The 17,551-nt window shown below is 40.2% G+C and carries 19 protein-coding genes; 10 read left to right on the forward strand and 9 right to left on the reverse strand.

The annotated features are described in order from the left end of the window. Positions 1-9: 9 nt before the first annotated feature. The 5 genes from N4G44_RS20895 to N4G44_RS20915 all read left to right on the forward strand — a co-directional run bounded on the left by N4G44_RS20895 (position 10) and on the right by N4G44_RS20915 (position 5,951). A complete protein-coding gene (locus tag N4G44_RS20895) occupies positions 10-2,904 on the forward strand; it encodes an efflux RND transporter permease subunit (protein WP_474930114.1) in 2,895 nt (964 codons plus the stop codon). A gap of 91 nt (positions 2,905-2,995) precedes the next feature. Then, on the forward strand, positions 2,996-3,256 hold the full coding sequence (locus tag N4G44_RS20900; RefSeq protein WP_474929702.1) for a hypothetical protein: 261 nt from the start codon (positions 2,996-2,998) through the stop codon (positions 3,254-3,256). After that, the gene (locus N4G44_RS20905) at positions 3,205-4,281 is read left to right on the forward strand and encodes a TolC family protein (protein WP_474929704.1); all 1,077 of its coding nucleotides are present in this window, start codon (positions 3,205-3,207) and stop codon (positions 4,279-4,281) included. The genes N4G44_RS20900 and N4G44_RS20905 overlap by 52 nt, the downstream gene beginning before the upstream one ends. Before the next feature lie 340 nt (positions 4,282-4,621). After that, a complete protein-coding gene (locus N4G44_RS20910; RefSeq protein ID WP_474929705.1) occupies positions 4,622-5,212 on the forward strand; it encodes a Crp/Fnr family transcriptional regulator in 591 nt (196 codons plus the stop codon). Positions 5,213-5,267: 55 nt separating this feature from the next. Continuing rightward, positions 5,268-5,951 (forward strand): MBL fold metallo-hydrolase, encoded by a 684-nt coding sequence (locus N4G44_RS20915; RefSeq protein ID WP_474929708.1) that lies wholly within the window; start codon positions 5,268-5,270, stop codon positions 5,949-5,951. 156 nt (positions 5,952-6,107) lie between these two features. On the opposite strand, the gene N4G44_RS20920 is transcribed toward N4G44_RS20915, so the two are convergent. Beyond that, entirely contained in the window at positions 6,108-6,923 is an 816-nt protein-coding gene (locus N4G44_RS20920; protein WP_474929710.1) for a helix-turn-helix domain-containing protein, read from the reverse strand. A 184-nt stretch (positions 6,924-7,107) separates the two neighbouring features. Between N4G44_RS20920 and moaA the strand changes: the two genes are divergently transcribed. From moaA to N4G44_RS20945, 5 genes are read left to right on the forward strand one after another with little or no spacing between them, the layout of a single operon-like run. After that, complete coding sequence (moaA, locus tag N4G44_RS20925; RefSeq protein WP_474929712.1) at positions 7,108-8,094, forward strand: GTP 3',8-cyclase MoaA; 987 nt, start codon at positions 7,108-7,110, stop codon at positions 8,092-8,094. A 2-nt stretch (positions 8,095-8,096) separates the two neighbouring features. Beyond that, entirely contained in the window at positions 8,097-9,296 is a 1,200-nt protein-coding gene (locus tag N4G44_RS20930) for a molybdopterin molybdotransferase MoeA (protein WP_474929714.1), read from the forward strand. A gap of 8 nt (positions 9,297-9,304) precedes the next feature. Then, positions 9,305-9,781, forward strand: a complete 477-nt coding sequence (moaC, locus tag N4G44_RS20935) for a cyclic pyranopterin monophosphate synthase MoaC (RefSeq protein ID WP_474929716.1) — start codon at positions 9,305-9,307, stop codon at positions 9,779-9,781. Then, positions 9,762-10,370, forward strand: a complete 609-nt coding sequence (locus N4G44_RS20940) for an NTP transferase domain-containing protein (RefSeq protein ID WP_474929720.1) — start codon at positions 9,762-9,764, stop codon at positions 10,368-10,370. The genes moaC and N4G44_RS20940 overlap by 20 nt, the downstream gene beginning before the upstream one ends. Before the next feature lie 13 nt (positions 10,371-10,383). Beyond that, complete coding sequence (locus N4G44_RS20945) at positions 10,384-11,424, forward strand: ThiF family adenylyltransferase (RefSeq protein WP_474929724.1); 1,041 nt, start codon at positions 10,384-10,386, stop codon at positions 11,422-11,424. Positions 11,425-11,433: 9 nt separating this feature from the next. Here N4G44_RS20945 and N4G44_RS20950 read toward each other — a convergent pair whose 3' ends face one another. The 8 genes from N4G44_RS20950 to N4G44_RS20985 all read right to left on the reverse strand — a co-directional run bounded on the left by N4G44_RS20950 (position 11,434) and on the right by N4G44_RS20985 (position 17,535). Then, the gene (locus N4G44_RS20950) at positions 11,434-11,646 is read right to left on the reverse strand and encodes a hypervirulence associated TUDOR domain-containing protein (RefSeq protein WP_474929726.1); all 213 of its coding nucleotides are present in this window, start codon (positions 11,644-11,646) and stop codon (positions 11,434-11,436) included. 10 nt (positions 11,647-11,656) lie between these two features. Beyond that, positions 11,657-12,202, reverse strand: a complete 546-nt coding sequence (locus N4G44_RS20955; protein WP_474929728.1) for a DUF488 domain-containing protein — start codon at positions 12,200-12,202, stop codon at positions 11,657-11,659. A 22-nt stretch (positions 12,203-12,224) separates the two neighbouring features. Then, positions 12,225-13,142 (reverse strand): bestrophin family protein, encoded by a 918-nt coding sequence (locus N4G44_RS20960; RefSeq protein ID WP_474929731.1) that lies wholly within the window; start codon positions 13,140-13,142, stop codon positions 12,225-12,227. A 34-nt stretch (positions 13,143-13,176) separates the two neighbouring features. Continuing rightward, positions 13,177-15,534, reverse strand: coding sequence for an FdhF/YdeP family oxidoreductase (locus N4G44_RS20965; RefSeq protein WP_474929734.1), 2,358 nt, complete (start codon positions 15,532-15,534; stop codon positions 13,177-13,179). A gap of 71 nt (positions 15,535-15,605) precedes the next feature. Beyond that, the gene (locus N4G44_RS20970; RefSeq protein ID WP_474929736.1) at positions 15,606-15,956 is read right to left on the reverse strand and encodes a DUF7009 family protein; all 351 of its coding nucleotides are present in this window, start codon (positions 15,954-15,956) and stop codon (positions 15,606-15,608) included. After that, the gene (gene fdhD, locus N4G44_RS20975) at positions 15,953-16,813 is read right to left on the reverse strand and encodes a formate dehydrogenase accessory sulfurtransferase FdhD (protein ID WP_474929738.1); all 861 of its coding nucleotides are present in this window, start codon (positions 16,811-16,813) and stop codon (positions 15,953-15,955) included. The genes N4G44_RS20970 and fdhD overlap by 4 nt, the downstream gene beginning before the upstream one ends. A 57-nt stretch (positions 16,814-16,870) precedes the next feature. Next, positions 16,871-17,287: a molybdenum cofactor biosynthesis protein MoaE gene (locus tag N4G44_RS20980; RefSeq protein WP_474929740.1), complete on the reverse strand. Its 417-nt coding sequence runs from the start codon at positions 17,285-17,287 to the stop codon at positions 16,871-16,873. A 5-nt stretch (positions 17,288-17,292) separates the two neighbouring features. Beyond that, positions 17,293-17,535, reverse strand: a complete 243-nt coding sequence (locus N4G44_RS20985; RefSeq protein WP_343661535.1) for a MoaD/ThiS family protein — start codon at positions 17,533-17,535, stop codon at positions 17,293-17,295. Positions 17,536-17,551 lie beyond the last annotated feature (16 nt).

Here is a 17,551-nt window from a genome sequence, read left to right on the forward strand (position 1 = left end):
TTTGAAGAGATCAAAAAGAAAAAGGTCAAAGCTGAAGTAAAAGAAGGACAGGTATTTTTCACTGTGGAAATGAATACTGATGTCAAAGACCGTAAGAAATTCTGGCATACGCTTCAGCTTGATATGGATGCGAATCTTCGTCCAAAGCTTCCTGCCGGAGTTGTCGGACCGTTTATCAACAGTAATTTTGCCAATGTTACGGCAATGATCATCTCCGTATCTTCCAAAGAAAGAACCTACGCTGAGATCGAAAAATATGTTGATAAGATGGAAGATGGTCTGAAGGTAATCCCTACGGTTTCCAAGATTAACAGATCCGGTGGCCAGAAACAGCAGATCTACATTAAGATCAATGACCAGAAACTACAGCAGTACGGTTTTGGAATCAACACATTGGTCAGTGCCATTCAGCAGCAGAATGTGACCGGATATAATGGAGAATTATCCGGAGGTTCCAATGCCATCATTCCAGTCTTTACCAACAGCCGTTACAAGAATATGTCTGATATTGCCGAGCAGATCGTCTATACAACACCGGCAGGCAATGTGGTGCGCCTTAAAGATGTCGCCGATCTTGAAAGACGTTTTGAAGAACCTTCTTCATTGGTAAGAGTAGGAGATGAAAAAGCAATGGTACTGACCGTTGATATGCAACCCGGAAATAATATCGTAGCCTTCGGGAAAGAAGTGGAGAAAAAGATTGAGGACATTCAGAAAAATTTCCCGCCTGATATTCACATGAAAACGATTGTGAATCAGCCAGAAGCCGTTGGAGAAAGTATCAGTCATTTCATGGTGGAGTTTGCCATGGCAATAGGTTCTGTGGTACTTGTTGTAATGTTACTGCTTCCTATACGGGTCGCCGGTGTAGCTTCAGCAGCAGCGCCTATTTCTATCATTATTACGTTTGGGCTCATGCAGATCGTGGGTCTGGAACTTCACCAGGTGACCCTTGCCGCTTTGATCATCGTTCTTGGAATGGTGGTGGACAATGCCATTGTGGTAGTCGATAATTATATTGAAAAGCTTGATGAAGGGATAACGCCATGGACCGCAGCCTGGCAGGCAGCCCAACAGCTGTCACTTCCGATTTTTACGGCGACAATGGCCATTATATTTGCATTTGCTCCATTAGCTTTATTTATGGATGGTATTGCAAAAGATTTCATGTTTTCACTCCCGATTACCGTAGCTATTGCATTGATCACCTCGATGCTGGTCGCTCTGTTCCTTACACCATACACCTGTTATGTATTTATTAAAAAAGGATTAAAGCATAAAGTAAGTGACAGACCTGTGAAGAAAAACATGCTGGATCATCTTCAGACAGCATTTGATAATGGGGTTGGATTGGCTTTCAAATGGCCAAAAACGATAATGTTTATTGGTGTGCTGTCTATTGTCAGCGCCCTCTTTATTGCTACAAAAGTAGACCCGGAGTTTTTTCCGCTCACCGAACGAAACCAGTTTAATATGGAAGTCTGGATGCCTAACGGAACCTCACTGGATAAAACGGAAGCTAAGGTAAAAGAGCTTGAAAAGATCCTTAAAAAAGACAATCGCGTAGTGGATATCACAAGCTTTGTAGGAATGAGTTCACCACGATTCCATACTTCCTATGCGCCGGAATCTCCTAAAAAATATTTTGCTCAGGTTTTCATTACTACTATCAGTAATGATGCATCTAATGAAATGGTTAAAGAATATCTGGAAAAGCTGAAAAACTTTATTCCTGATGGCTCTATTAAGTTGAAGCAGCTCAGCTTTCAAGAAGGTTCACCTATTGATATCCGTGTGGTAAGTGATAATGAATCCGATCAGAGAAAGGTAGCACTGGAGATTAAAAAGATCATTGAAAATACACCGGGAACCAATAATGTACGCCTGAGCAGTGAATATGATTACATGGGCGTAAAGCTGAATGTGGACGATGTGAAAGCCAACCGGCTAGGGGTAACGAATCAGGCGATTACCCAAACCCTCGGAGCGGGACTGAAAGGATATTCTGTTTCGACATTATGGGAAGGAGATAAACCAGTCGATATTTTCCTGAGATATGATTCCATAAGCAGGAAAGATATGAATGCCCTGGAAAATCTTCACATCCAATCTTATTTTGGCAGCAAGATCCCGTTGAAAGAAGTGGCGACCTTACAGCCGGAATGGCATGCAGGAGTCATTTCAAGAAGGAACGGCATTAAGTACGTCAGTGTTTTGGCAGAAGCACAGCTCGGTCCTAAGCCATCAAAGATCCTGAAAGAAGCACAGCCAAAAATTGAGGCGCTTGCGCTTCCGGCAGGCACGACCATTCAATATGGAGGAGATGCGGAATCAACAGCTGAAAATACTCCGGGAATGATGCTTTCACTTTCTGTGAGTCTTATCCTGATTTTCCTGACGCTGCTGTTCCAGTTCAAAAACCTGGGTAAAGCCCTTATTATCCTTTGTACTTTCCTTCTAAGTCTTTTCGGGGCCTTCTTCGGACTTTTCATTACCGGGAATCCATTAGGAATGACAGGTTTTATGGGTATTATCAGCTTGATAGGTATTGTGGTAAGAAACGGAATCATCCTGGTGGATTATGCTGATGAATTGATCCGTGAACATGGATATAAGCACAAAGCAGCCGCCATGGCAGCCGCCAAAAGGAGAATGCGTCCTATATTCCTTACTTCAGCCGCTGCTGCCGTAGGAGTAGTTCCAATGATTTTGGGTAAATCTCCAATGTGGGCACCTTTAGGAAGTGTATTGGCCTTTGGACTTATCTTCTCCATGATCTTTACGCTTTTCATTGTTCCGGTGATGTATTACAAGCTATTGAAAGATCCCGCGCCTAAAGACGAAATCCCTGAAGATCAAATGGACGATGAGGTTATTTTATATAAACCCAAACCTCATCATTAATAATATCAATTTTTTAACCGGTTGCCCTGTGTTGATTCCTTGTTAATAAACTTATTTGTTTAGTGCTGCAGGGCAACCTTTATGTAAAAAAATGAAAATAATATACGATACGATATCAAAAATAGTTCTGGTGCTGCTGTTTACAGCGTCAATAGGTGCTCAGGCCCAGGAACGTATAGTTTCTGTGGATGAAGTCAAAAATCTGGCATTAGAGAACAATAAAAAGATCAAAAAAGCGCAACAGAATATAGAAGCTGCCAAGGCCGCAAGAACCGCTGCAGAAGCAGGGGAAAACCTACAGTGGACGGAAGCGTGGGAGGATATTATTTCTCCAAACCACTTTCCAACCTGATACCGGAAGTATTGGGAAGTGCCAATGTAAATGTTACCCAGGTTTTGTATGCCGGCGGAAAAGTAGAAACCGGGAAAAAGCTTTCTTCAACAGCAGTAGATCTGCAGATGGCGCAGAAAGACCTTACCAAAGAGGAAGTAAAACTCTCTGCGGAGACCATGTACTGGCAAATTGTAAATGCCAAGGAGAAAATAGCGCTGGCACAAGAATACATCAAACTTCTGGATCAGCTGCATACCAATGTAAAGAATTCCTTTGACGCAGGGCTTACCTATAAAAATGATCTGTTGAAAATAGAAGTTCAACAGAATGAGGCACAACTCAATCTGAAACGTGCGGAAGATGGCCTTAGCATAACCAAATTAAGCCTTGCTCAGATCGCAGGACTTCCCAATTCGGATTTTGATGTGGAAGATGCTGTAAGCGGCAGCTTTGCCGGCATTTTGGCAGACAGTCAGCTGCAGCCGTCGAACCGACCCGAGCTATCCATTCTTGCCAAGGCAGTAGAAATCAATGAACTTCAGGAAAAATTATTGGATGGAGACAGAAAACCTACGGTAGCACTTTCAGGAATTGGGTTTTCCAGTGTAGGTAAAAATGTTAATCCTATCAATATGAAAAATAATATGCAGGGATTTGTGGGAATGCTGTCTGTAAACATTCCGATTTATGACTGGGGAGCAAGACAAGAAAAAGTAAAAGAGCAGCAATATAAAACCAATTCTCAAAAGCTTGAACTGGAAGAAACTAAAGAGCTCCTGGCCCTTGAAGTCCAGAATGCCGTGATGCAGCTCAATCAGTCTGTTAAACGTATCGAGCTTGCTGAAAAATCTCTTGTCCAGGCCACGGAAAATCTCAGGCTGAACCAAGACAGGTACGACGCAGGAACTGTGGTGGCAGAAGAAGTATTGAAAGCCCAGGTTCTCTGGCAGGAAGCCAAATCGGAAATTCTTGATGCCAAGGCGGAATATAAGATCAATGAAGCTAAGTATAAAAAAGCTTCAGGGATGAATGGTGAGCATTAAGTGTTTTTAGAAAGGGAAAAAATCTTTGCTTGATACTATTCTGATTTGTCTTGCAGGCAATAAATCAATCCTATTGCCCACGCAGTTGCATTTGTTGCGGAAATTGTCCTTGGAAGGTTATTTAAGACTTACTATTTTTAGTAAGTCTTTTTGTTTTGCTCTTTTCAAAATAATATCTGTCTTTTATGGGACGTCAAGGCTCGAAACATTTCGTACACCCATCTTGAACGCTGTCTCAAAAGTGAAACAACCTCTTTTTTTGAATATAAAATAATTGTTAGATTTGAACACTGGATTGGGCATATAGTCCACAAACGGTTAAAGAAAATAAGATTGCGCAATGACTGACGACGTATTTAAAAATTATCTATCCTCAACAGGAAAGCTCTCTGCCGAGGAAATCAGCTTTTCCTGGCAATTCTTCAAACCCATTCATTTAAAAAAGGGAGATTTTTTTATTCGTGAAGATGAACCCTGCCTTTATATTGGATTTATCGCCAGTGGAGCCGTAAAAGCGTACGCTATTGATCAGGATGGAAAGGAAAATATAACCTGCTTCAAGTTTGAGAATGCATTTGCCACCTCGTTTCCTGAGTTTGTGGCTCAGGAAAAATCCAGAAGGAATATCAGGACTATTGAAGACAGCATAATCTATAGGATCAGCTACCCCGACTATCAGCATCTGCTTAATGAGGTTAGCGCCTGGAACGAGGTTATAAAATCGGTGATGGAGCAAGAGTATAACCAAAAGGAACGTTATCTTCTGAATTACAATAACAGGTCGGCAGTGGATAAATACCTGCATGTCCTCTCTAATGAACCAATGCTCATCAAGCGCGTAGCAACGCAGGACCTGGCATCATATCTTGGTATCACACAACGGTCTCTTACACGGGCAAAGGGACAAATACACAAGCCCAACACATTATAGGACAAATGTCCTTATGCAGTCCTGATCAGCGAAGTAGATTTGCACAAAAAAAGCTATGCTACGTCAAATTGCTCCCGAAGTCTTCCAGATCCCACTGATGCCGCGAAACAGCATCAACAGCTATATTATCGAAGGTGTATTGGTAGACTCCGGAATACGGAGCTCATATGCCACTGTAAAGAAAGCCATCGAGAAAATCCCGGTTTACCAACATATACTGACGCATGCCCATGCGGACCACCAGGGCTGCAGCGATCAGATATGCGATGAATTTGCTATACCTTTACTCTGTCATCCCAACGAAGTTTTCAGGACCGAAACAGGTATGGTAACCAACGACTATCCTACTCCACAGCATTGGATCGCAAAGCTTCAGCAAAAATACTGGGCAGGACAGGGACATAAAGTCGAACGGACAATCATCGAAAAAGATAGTATCGGAAATTTCCGGGTAATAGAGACACCCGGACATTCGGCGGGTCATATTTCTTTATTCCGCGAGCAGGATGGTGTACTTATAATCGGGGATGCAGCTACGAATATGAACCTGCTCACAACAGCAACCGGCCTGCATCTTCCGCCCAATCTATTCACTTCGGACCAGCAGTGCAATATCAGATCACTTCAGAAGTTAGCCGAACTAAATCCTGCGATTATCTGCTTCGGTCATGGACCGGTTTTGAGAAATACTGATCGGAAATTTGAACGATTTGTGGCTAAACACAGCTCAAGAGTTTAAAATTAAATCTTGATGTAATTACGATTTAAAAGAAGATGCATTGTAACCATCTTCTTTTATTCCATACTGCGCAGCTGAATAATTCTGAGTTTGTGCTAAGGTAATTCAAACGAATCTTTATCTATCAAACTCAAAAATCCTTGAAATAGCTTAAGTTTAACTTTTTCTCATCGTCATTCTATAGTTCTTGGGAGTCCAGCCTGTTTGTGTCCTGAAAAAATAGGAGAAATGAGAGAAATTATTGAAACCAAGCTCAAAGGCTATTTCTTTAATTGATTTATTTGAGCTGTGTAATAATTTCTTGGCTTCCAATAGGATTCTTTGTCTTATAAATTCTAACGGAGATATTTTATATTGCTTTCTGCACAGCACTCCGAGATAATTGGGAGTAATGCAGAGCTCTTCAGCATAAAAGGCTACGCTTTTCTGTGTTTTATAATAGGTTTCAACAAGTTCGTGGAACCGGAAAGCAGGATTATTGTGATCATTTAAAGCGGATTTTCCATGGATCTGCTCTATCCAAAGATTAATCATCAGTGCCAAAAGCCTCACCCTTGCATTGATAAGCTCAGGAAATACAATTTCCGAATGTATTTCTTTATGAATCGCATCAAACTCCATACTGAATTTTTCATAAGCTTCTTCATTGGTCTGGATCATTTCGTGGGTACTGTGAGGCGAAAAAGTATGTTTTAATGTTGGGGAAAATGTTTCAAGAATAGAATCATTAATGATTAATCTTCTTCCGTTCGCCTGCAAAGGCAGATCCCAGGTATATTTCCTTTTGGGTAGATGAACAAATAATTGTTTGGAATTTAAAGCATAAGTATCAATATCTGTAATACAATTACCATCAGCACATTCATCCAAAATAATGATTGTGAAAGAATTGTCAGGAAAACGGTTAAGTTCGGAAGAACTTATTTCGCTCTGATAAATAACATCGATGTCTTTTGTATCCTCACTTTTCAAAACAGCTGAATTATTCTTTTGTTGCATCCCTTATTTAATGTCCGGTAAAGTTACTTAAATTCAATATTAATACCCTCAATATCCGGAATTGTGAAATCAATATGGTCTATTATCTGCAAATATAAAAATACCTATTTCAGAGAGAAACATTCAGTATATTTGTAATAAGACTTATTCTATTTAAATGTTGACAGATCAATTTGGAAGGAGCATAAACTATCTCCGGCTTGCTATCGTAGACCGGTGTAATCTCCGATGTACTTACTGTATGCCGGAAAACGGTCTTGCCTGGATCAAGCAAAATGAATTAATGACGGATGAAGAAATGCTCAGAATCTGTTCAGTATTTACTGAAATGGGCGTCGATAAAATCAGGATAACAGGAGGAGAACCTTTCGTCCGTAAAAACAGTATTGAGCTTATCCAGAATATATCACAATTAGCCGGACTTACTGACCTCAGCATCACCACCAATGGTCTTCTTACCGGACAATATATCCCACAACTAAAAGAATACGGGGTTAAATCTGTCAATCTAAGCCTTGACACCCTTGATAAAGAGCGTTTTTTCAAAATTACAAGAAGAAACAGTTTTGATAAGGTGATGAAAACATTAGATAGTCTCTTACAGCATAATATAAAAGTAAAAATCAACACGGTGGTGATGGAAGGGGAAAATATTGAGGATATTATCCCTTTGGTAACACTTACAAAAGACCTTCCTGTAGACGTCCGCTTTATTGAAGAAATGCCTTTTAACGGTGGCAATAATGATATTTCCCTAAAATGGAATTTTACACAAATTTACAGCTATATCAAAGATCATTTTCCTGAGATCCAAAAGACGGATGATCCTAAAAGTTCAACGTCATACAATTATAAAATTCCGGGATTTACAGGAAGTATAGGAATCATTGCAGCTTATACCCGTTCATTTTGTGGAGACTGCAACAGGATAAGAATCACTCCTTCAGGTATCCTCAGAACCTGTTTGTATGAAGGAACCGGTGTCAACCTGAAAGATGAAATGCGTATGGGAAAAACAGATGAAGAGCTGAAAAGCATCATTATCGGCAGCATACAAAAAAAACCGAAAGACGGCTGGGAAGCTCAGAAACAGAGTTTAAACCCTTCACAAATACATCAGTCAATGGCAACAATAGGAGGATAATTATGGAAATGATCAGTGTACAGCAGGCAGAAGAAATCATATTTTCCCAAGTAAGAAATTTCGGAACAGAAGAAATTTTCTATGAAAATGCCTCAGGAAGGATTTTAACGGAAGATATTCTGGCAGACCGTGATTTGCCGCCTTTTGACAGACCGACGGTGGATGGAATTGCCATCAGTTTTAAATCCTATGAAAAAGGATTGCGCAGCTTTACCATCAAATCTGTACAGGCTGCCGGAGAAGCTCCACTTTCTATTGATGAAGACAATGAATGCATAGAAATCATGACCGGAGCAGCATTGCACTCTTCAATGGATACGGTCATTCGTTATGAAGATATTTTGATAAACAACAATGTTGCGAGCATTAATATTGATATCAAAAAAGGACAGAATATTCATCTGAAAGGAAGGGATAAAAAGACAGGAGAAATACTGGTAAAAGCCAATCAGATAATTACTCCGTCTGTTCTCGGAATTGCCGCCTCAGTCGGAAAAACATTTCTGACAGTGAAAAAACTTCCCAGAGTAGCTATTATTTCCACAGGAGACGAAATGGTCCCACCTGAAAATACTCCTACTCCATTCCAACTGAGACGTTCTAACGGAATCACTATAAAATCTGTTTTGGAAAAATATAAAATCGATGCTGACCGGCTGCATTGGAATGATGATTTTGAATTAATAAAAAAAGAACTCTCCCAATGTATCAACCATTACGATATTTTACTGTTGAGCGGCGGGGTTTCTATGGGAAAATTCGATTATCTGCCCAAAGCCTGTGAAGAACTGGGAATAGAAAAGCTCTTTCACAAAATAAAACAAAGGCCGGGAAAACCTTTTTGGTTCGGAAAAAGCCAAAACGAAAAATTGGTTTTTGCATTCCCGGGAAATCCGGTTTCCGTATTTATGTGCCTGCACCGGTATTTTATTCCCTGGCTGGAAAAATCTCTGGAAATCAGGCAAAATCCTCAATATGCCGTTTTACAAAATGATATCGATTTTCCCTTTTCATTACAATATTTTGCTCAGGTAAAACTCAGCGTGAATCCGGCAGGACAATTGATTGCAGAATCAGTAAACACCAATGGTTCCGGGGATTTTTCCCATCTTGCGGAAACCGATGCATTTATAGAACTTCCTCTGGAAAAAAATGAATTTAAGAAAGGCGAAGTCTACAAAATCTGGAAATATAATTTTTAATTCTACTCATGACAAACTTTTCACATCTTAATAAAAAAGAACATCCGGGTATGGTGAATGTAGGCAGTAAAAAGGTTACCCACCGGAAAGCCACTGCCAAAGCCACTGTTATACTTCCCGAAAACATACTGGAAGCGCTTCAAAAAGATGATTTTAAAACTAAAAAAGGTTCTGTTTTCCAAACTGCCATCATTGCAGGGATAATGGCCGCAAAAAAAACAGGAGAACTGATCCCGTTGTGTCATCCTATCGGTATGGACAACTGTGAAATAGATATTCAAATCAATGCTCAAAATGAAATTGAAATCTATTGTACTACAGAGATTGAAGCTAAAACGGGCATCGAAATGGAAGCATTGACAGGGGTGTCTGTTGCCGCACTTACTATTTATGATATGTGCAAAGCCATGAGTCATGACATCGTAATCAAAGAAATACAACTCACCGAAAAATCAGGAGGAAAAAATGATTTCAAAAGAGACTGATCTTCCCAAATTAAACGGGCTGGTACTGGCGGGAGGGAAAAGCCAGCGAATGGGAAACCCTAAAGATAAAATCAACTGGCATGGCAAAGAGCAGCGGTATTTTGCGGCTGATCTTTTAACTCCGTTTTGTGACGAGGTTTTTATTTCCTGCAGACAAGACCAGCTGGAAAATTTTGATCCAGATTACAATGCCCTCACTGATACTTTTCTGAATATGGGACCTTTAGGCGGAATTCTTTCGGCATTACGCTCCCAGAGAGATAAAGCATGGCTGGTCGTTGCCTGTGATTTACCTTTATTGGATAAAAAATCGTTAGAGTTTTTAATTGAGAACAGGAATATAGAAAAAGCAGCCACCACTTACGAAAGTCCTTTTGACGGTTTACCGGAACCATTGATTACGATTTGGGAACCTAAAAGCTATCCTTTGCTCCTCAATTTTTTAGGATCAGGAATTACATGTCCAAGGAAAGTGCTGATCAACAGTGATACCTTAATCCTGAAACCAGTTAACCCGGATTCTTTAATGAATGTGAATACTCCCGAAGATAGGGAAAAAGCCCAGGAAATTTTAAGAAAACAGATTTGAAAGACAGAAACAGATGAGTAACCCGCTTGAACGTTATCATTGCCAGATGGCTTTACCAGGATTTGGGATTTCCTCCCAGGAACTCCTTAAAAATGCCAGGGTCCTGATCGTAGGCATGGGAGGGCTTGGCTGTCCCTCGGCACAATACCTTGTATCTTCAGGTATAGGAACAATTGGTATTGCCGATGATGATACCGTCTCTGAAAGTAATCTACACCGCCAGATTTTATATGCTCCGGAAGATATTGGGAAATCAAAAGTTGAAATTGCCGCTACAAAATTACAGCGACAAAATCCGTCGGTAAAAATCATTCCTTTTAATCTTCGGGTAACTTCTGAAAATGTGATAGATTTGATTTCAGAATTTGATCTGATTGTTGAAGGAACAGATAATTTCGAAACAAAATGCCTGCTGAATGACGCCTGTGTACTGACGGGAAAACCTTTGATCTATGGTGCCATTTATCAATACGAAGGTCAGGTAAGCATCTGGAATGTTTTACAGAAAGATGGTACTTATTCTCCCAATTATCGTGATGTTTTTCCGAATGCGGAAGAATCTCAGGTACCGAACTGCAGAGAAGGAGGCGTATTGCCTACACTGGCAGGAATTGTCGGATGCATGCAGGCTAATGAAGCCATAAAATATTTTACAAATCCCGAAGATTCACTGGCAGGAAAACTCTGGATAATGAATGTGCTGAATGGCAAAACCCAGATTATCAGATTAAGAAAAACTTCCGTGCAGATTACAGGTTTACCTCAGACCATAAAAACCATTATGTTTGAGCAGCTGATACAGGAAAAGGATCATTTTGAAATCATAGATGTCCGCACACCACAGGAACATGAAAAGTTTAATATCGGAGGAATTAATTTTCCTGTAGAAGAATTACAGAACCATTCAGATTATATTTCGGGTTGTGACAAACCTATTTTAGTTTACTGTCTATCCGGGAAACGCAGCGCAGAAGCGGTAAGAAAAATTAAAAATATCTTTCCTGAAAAGGAAGTATTTTCTTTGAAAGACGGCATCCACAGAATACATCCATAAGATGACAGGTTATATCCTGGTAAGCGCAGATTCTTTATGAGCCGCAATATGATCGGATTTATCACTTTTGATTTCATACTGCGGGTTGTTTTCATTAGCGTGATGAGTATAGCCCTTATAATCAAAATCTTGTGTATGAATTTTAATAATGGTTCCTGATACTCTTCCTGCTTCAGAGTTCCAGCTTACTTTATCTCCTATTTTGAATTTTGTTTTCATCATTTTTGAGATTTTAATCAAATAAACTTTCGTCAGAATAAAAAACATTCCCATCGCGTACTCTTGCCGGTGAAGTGTAAGGATGCTCTTCTGTTTTATTTACATCCATAATATGCTCTACTTTCCAGCCTTTTGCTTTAAGATAATCTGAGACCAAAGCTCTGTGGCAGCTCCACCATACCGCTTCAGAACACACGAAAACCGTTATTTTCTTCCTGGCTGTATTTTCCAGTTTTTCAGCTGCTTTTATAAAGTCTGTTGTCTGCATATAATCGGCATATCCACGAAAAGATTCATTCCGCCACCGGTTATTTATTGAATCCGGTTGTACTTTCCGTCTTCCTCCCAGTTCTTCAAGGTGGATGTACTCTATATTATTTTCGGGAAGCCTGATTTTCATATTTTCTTTACTGAACCATGGATATTTTTTGGACCCCGGAAACCTGCGGATGTCCACTACCATTTCAATCTTAAACGAATTAAGCATTTCAATAAAGTATTCCCATGAACGAACGGAATGTCCCACCGTATAAACCAGATGCTTTTCTAAAATTTCCATACAGGTATTTTTTTAGAAGATATCAATCAATAATATTCTGACCCTTTTTCTGAGAAACAGCAATATGTTCTCCCACCATTTCATGAATGGTTTCATCAATCATCACACACATGCTGTTCAGAGCTAAGTCATTTGCATCTGTTCCAAACGGTTCCTCAATTTCATCAGCTATTGCTTCAAATGCTACAAATGTATAGGCTACAAATACCACAATAAGTGGTGTAAACCATCCGAGCGAATCTACCAGTCCGAAAGGTAACAGAAAGCAATAAATGTATACCGTCCGGTGCAATAAAACCCTATAACTATAAGGGATGGGAGTTGAAATGATTCTTTCACAGCCTCCAAGAATATCAGACAGTTTATCAAAATTTTCATCAAAGCGGGCCTGCTGGATAGAATCCAGGGAACCTTCATCTTTTAAATTCTGCACCCATTCTGCAAGCAGGCGCATCATTACAGCCGGTTTATACTTGGATGCAGCGACAATTTTCAGCTGATCTTCATTAAGTCTGGATTTTAAATCTTCATAGGCATCTGTTCCTCTAAGCTGATGTTTCAACGCAAAAACAAAGGCACCAAGCAGCTGTACAAAATTGTGAACTGAAGCCTGATCATCTTTTATATTTTTCAGCGTGACTGCCTGGCGGGTCAGTGCTCTGGAAGTGTTCAGCAGAGCGCCCCATAGTTTTCGTCCTTCCCAGAATCTATCGTAGCTGGCATTGTTTCTGAATCCGAGGAATAAAGCCAGTACAAAACCGAACAGCGTGAGCGGCGCAGGATTTAAAGGAATTTTAAACGAGAGAATAATTCCATGAAAATAGGTCACCAGTAAAGAAAGAATTAAAAGCAATCCCAAACGGGGAAGCAAGGCGGGCAAAACAGAGCCATGCCACACAAAAAGCATTCTGAACCAGTGTTCCTTTTTTCTGATGATCATTACTGAATAATAATTTGTTTAAGTATTAATTATTTTATGGTTGTTCTAGACTTGTTCCGGCTGCTGCAATGACATGATCATCAATCTTTTTAAAAATATCAGGATCATGTTTGCGGATTTTGATGCGGACATATTTTGAAGCCGGCATATTGGCACCGTTTACCACATTATTGATGGATACCAGAACGTTGGTTTCCGGGAAATAGGTCATGGTACTTTTCTGAGGAATAGGATATTTTACGACAATGAAAAGCGGGGCTATCCTTTCGATTCCATCATCATAGTTGAAAAGGTCTACATGATCTCCTTCTTTGAGACCCGCTTTTTCAATATCTTTTTCGTTCATCATAACCACTCTTCTCTCATTGAAAATGCCACGGTAACGGTCATTCAAACCATAAACAACCGTATTGAACTGGTCATGTGTTCTGGTAGTTCCCATTAAATATTCGTCCTCGGCAAGCGAATTATCCGGTACGGCAGTTATGTTGAAAGCTGCTTTTCCAGGGTAAAATTCACTGTTGAATATCCCGTCTCTTGGACCGTTCGGAAGATAGAAGCCACCTTTCTGCACTACCCTTTCGTTATAATTTTCAAATCCTGGAATGCATTGTTCAATATCGTTACGAACAGCATCATAACTGTTGATAAATTTGTCCCAATCCACTACAGAACGTTCTCCTAAAACCGCTTTTGCCATTCTGCAGGCCACATGGGTTTCATTGATCAGATGTTTTGAAATAGGATCAAGAACTCCTCTTGACCATTCCACAACCCCCATTGAATTTTCCGTACTTACGTGTTGAAGTTCACCGTTTACCATATCTTTTTCACTTCTGGAAATTACCGGCAGGATCAAAGCTTCTTTTCCATGAATAAGGTGACCTCTGTTTAATTTTACAGAAACAATTACTGACATTTCTAATTTTCGCATCGCTTCTGCTGTAAAGGTCGTATCCGGCGCTGCTGAAAGGAAATTACCTCCCATACAGAACATGAATTTTACTTTACCTTCATGCATTGCTTTAAGCGCATTGACAACATCATAGCCTCCTTTTCTTGGTACTTTAAAGCCGTAATATTCCTCCAGTCTGTCCAATTGCTCAGTCGTTGGATGATGATTGATAAGTAATGTTCTGTTCCCCTGCACATTGCTATGACCCCGAACAGGACATGCTCCCCCACCCGGGATTCCTATGCTTCCTTTCATCAACAGAAGGTTTACAATGTTGTAAATCATTTCCACCCCATTGTGCTGCTGCGTGATTCCCATTCCCCAACAAATGATAATCCTTTTTCTGGAGGCAATCATCTGTGCAGCTTCTCTTAGATTCTCAACCGGAATGCCGCATTCTTCTGATAAGAAATTCAGGTCGTATCGTTTTAGTTCTTCAACCAATTCATTGAAGCCGGCAGTTTTATTCGTAATAAAATCATGGTCAAGAACTTTTCCCGGGTTTTTGTCTTCCTCTTCCAGCACGAGAATTTGCAGTGCTTTTAAAAGCGCCATATCTCCATTAATTTTTACAGGGAGATACAGATCTGACAATTCATAAGGTTTATTGAGCAAGGCACGGACTTCCTGAGGATTTCTGAAACCTTTTAATCCAGCTTCAGGAAGTGGGTTTACAGCCATAATTTTTGCGCCGTTTTTCTTTCCCTTAGTTAGTGCTGAAAGCATTCTCGGAGAATTGGTTCCGGGGTTCTGTCCTATGATGATGATAAGGTCTGTATCGTAAAAGTCTTCAAGCTTTACTGTTCCTTTCCCGATTCCGATGCTTCTGGAAAGTGCATAACCGGAAGTCTCGTGGCACATATTGGAACAGTCCGGGAAATTATTGGTCCCAAATTCACGGGCAAATAACTGGTAGACCCATGTTGCTTCATTACTTGTTCTTCCTGATGTATAAAAAATAGCTTCATCAGGCGAATCTAATGCATTTAGTTTTTCCGCAATTTTTTTAAAGGCATCATCCCAGCTTATCGGCTGATAATGTGTTTCTCCCTTCGGCAAATACATGGGTTCTGCAATTCTTCCCAACTGGCTGATTTCAAAATCTGTCAGCTTTGCTAAATCATACACCGAATTTTCTCTGAAAAACTCTGCTCCGATCTTTTTCGAGGTAGCTTCTTCTGCCAGGGCTTTTGCACCGTTTTCACAATATTCGCCTAGCTTGGAACGTTCGTCATCCGGGTCTGGCCATGCACAGCTCGGACAATCGAACCCATCAAACTGATTCATACTGAAAAGGGCTCTTCCTCCGCGAAGAACGGAGGCATTAAGCACCAACTGATCCAATGAATGAATCACCGCAGGAACACCTGCAGCCCAGGCTTTCGGCGGTTTCAGCTTCAGATCCAGCAGTTTATAAGGCGGTTCTGCAGAAGGCAATCTGCTGTCTTCTTCTTTTTATTGAATACATCTTTGTTTTCCATGATTTCTACCTTTAAAAAATGAAAAAATTAGCATTTCAGGTTCGGGTTGGGATAATTGTCGCTTTGATCTTCCAATGTATTATCAATGCATACAAAGTCTTTTTCTATTAAGAGTTTGATTTTTCCGGTCTGCCCTTCAAAGCCTACCCTGTCTGTGGTAATCCACTCATTTATCATTGCTGCAGGCATTTTCAGAACTATTCTGTTTTCGATGAAAGCTGCTGAAAGCTCTGCATCTTCTGTTCTTTCAATCGCGTAAATAAACGGACGGTCTACAAATTCCGTAAAGCTTGAAATGATACCGTCTTCCCCCAGTTTTGCCACTTCGGATTGGGTAAGACGAAATCTGACTGCGTTATCTTTAATTCTTATTTTCATAATAGATTTTCAATGTTAAAATGGCTGCCGGAATGGTAAATATTAAACCGGTTGTCCCGGAGAAAGCCCAGTAAAGTAATATCAAATTCTTTTGCAAGATCCACTGCAAGGCTTGAGGGTGCGCCTATTGCCGCCACAATGGAAATTCCTGCCATTGCCGCTTTCTGAATAAGCTCGAAGCTGGCTCTTCCGCTCAGGAGCAAAATTTTATTGTTCAGAGGAAGCAAACCGGCAGATAGTGCATACCCAATGAGTTTGTCCAAAGCATTATGTCTTCCTACATCTTCGCGCAATGCCAGAAGGTTTCCTTCCAGATCAAAGATACCGGAAGCATGTATACCGCCTGTAGCACTGAAATTATTCTGGAAAGACTGCAGTTTTTCCGACAGCTGATACAAAGTCTCCAGAGAAACTCCTGTATTTTCTTTTGTATGGTTATGGAAAACACTTACTGTTCTTATAGATTCTATAGAGCCTTTTCCGCATACACCGCAGCTGGAAGTGGTATAAAAATTCCGGTCTGCCTTCATAAGTTCAGGAACAAAACCTTCTGTAAGCTCAACAATGACAACATTTTCGCTGTTCCTGGAACATTCTGCCTGTGGAGAATATATGCTTTTAATCTGTTCACGGCCGGAAATAATTCCTTCTGTGAATAAAAAACCTGCAGCAAGTTCTGCATCATTTCCGGGAGTCCGCATCGTTACAGAAATGTTTTTAGACTCTTTTTTACCCTCAGCACTGTACGAAACCCTGATCTCTAAAGGTTCTTCTACAGAGATATCATCTGTATAAGGGAAACCACTGCTTTCCCTGACTTTGATGATTTCTATCTGCTTTACAGATTTATTTGACAACAGATTTGCTTTCATGATATAATGACTAGCTTAAAGGTACAAAATTTTATTCCTAAATCACGGGTGTGCCGAAACCCATTCTTCACCATCTTCAAAAATTTCTTTTTTCCAGATAGGAACGGTCTTTTTTATATTTTCAATCATAAAGCTGCAGGCATCGAAAACCGTATTTCTGTGCCCGTCACTCACCACAATAATCACGGCAGCATCACCTGGAAACAAGACTCCCGTGCGGTGATGAACGACAATATTCTTCACTGAAAATAAGGAAATGGCTTGATCTGCTATTTTCTGTATTTCCTTCACGGCCATAGATTCATAGCATTCATATTCCAAACGGGTAACAGTCTTACCTTTGGTATGATTTCGTACTGTTCCTACAAATGATGCCATTCCTCCGCATGCAGGATCGGAAGCAAGGGCAAAACAATCCGTAAGATTCAGTATTTGTTCTGTTATTTTTACATCAACCATATCTGTTATCCACCGCTTACCGGAGGGATTATTGCTATTTCGTTAGACACTGTTATGATCTGATCATCCTCTGCATATTCATCGTCAACGGCAATAAAATAGGATTTTAATCTTTTCAGCTCCGGAAAGTCTTTTTCCAGAAGTTCCTTGAGTGCTTTGACGCTTGCCCCTTCATGTATTTCTATTTCTTTTTCTGAAGTTCCGAAAATATCTTTCGTTATTCCGAATGCCAATATTTTAAGTATCATTTTTATATGCAGCTTA

It is taken from the genome of Chryseobacterium sp. GTID13, from assembly GCF_056172655.1.

Coding starts and splice junctions, on each gene's coding strand:
- N4G44_RS20900 (WP_474929702.1), top strand. CDS start 2,996: ATGAAAATAATATACGATACGATATCAAAAATAGTTCTGGTGCTGCTG.
- N4G44_RS20910 (WP_474929705.1), top strand. CDS start 4,622: ATGACTGACGACGTATTTAAAAATTATCTATCCTCAACAGGAAAGCTC.
- N4G44_RS20915 (WP_474929708.1), top strand. CDS start 5,268: ATGCTACGTCAAATTGCTCCCGAAGTCTTCCAGATCCCACTGATGCCG.
- moaA (WP_474929712.1), top strand. CDS start 7,108: ATGTTGACAGATCAATTTGGAAGGAGCATAAACTATCTCCGGCTTGCT.
- N4G44_RS20930 (WP_474929714.1), top strand. CDS start 8,097: ATGGAAATGATCAGTGTACAGCAGGCAGAAGAAATCATATTTTCCCAA.
- moaC (WP_474929716.1), top strand. CDS start 9,305: ATGACAAACTTTTCACATCTTAATAAAAAAGAACATCCGGGTATGGTG.
- N4G44_RS20940 (WP_474929720.1), top strand. CDS start 9,762: ATGATTTCAAAAGAGACTGATCTTCCCAAATTAAACGGGCTGGTACTG.
- N4G44_RS20945 (WP_474929724.1), top strand. CDS start 10,384: ATGAGTAACCCGCTTGAACGTTATCATTGCCAGATGGCTTTACCAGGA.
- N4G44_RS20950 (WP_474929726.1), bottom strand. CDS start 11,646: ATGATGAAAACAAAATTCAAAATAGGAGATAAAGTAAGCTGGAACTCT.
- N4G44_RS20955 (WP_474929728.1), bottom strand. CDS start 12,202: ATGGAAATTTTAGAAAAGCATCTGGTTTATACGGTGGGACATTCCGTT.
- N4G44_RS20960 (WP_474929731.1), bottom strand. CDS start 13,142: ATGATCATCAGAAAAAAGGAACACTGGTTCAGAATGCTTTTTGTGTGG.
- N4G44_RS20970 (WP_474929736.1), bottom strand. CDS start 15,956: ATGAAAATAAGAATTAAAGATAACGCAGTCAGATTTCGTCTTACCCAA.
- N4G44_RS20980 (WP_474929740.1), bottom strand. CDS start 17,287: ATGGTTGATGTAAAAATAACAGAACAAATACTGAATCTTACGGATTGT.
- N4G44_RS20985 (WP_343661535.1), bottom strand. CDS start 17,535: ATGATACTTAAAATATTGGCATTCGGAATAACGAAAGATATTTTCGGA.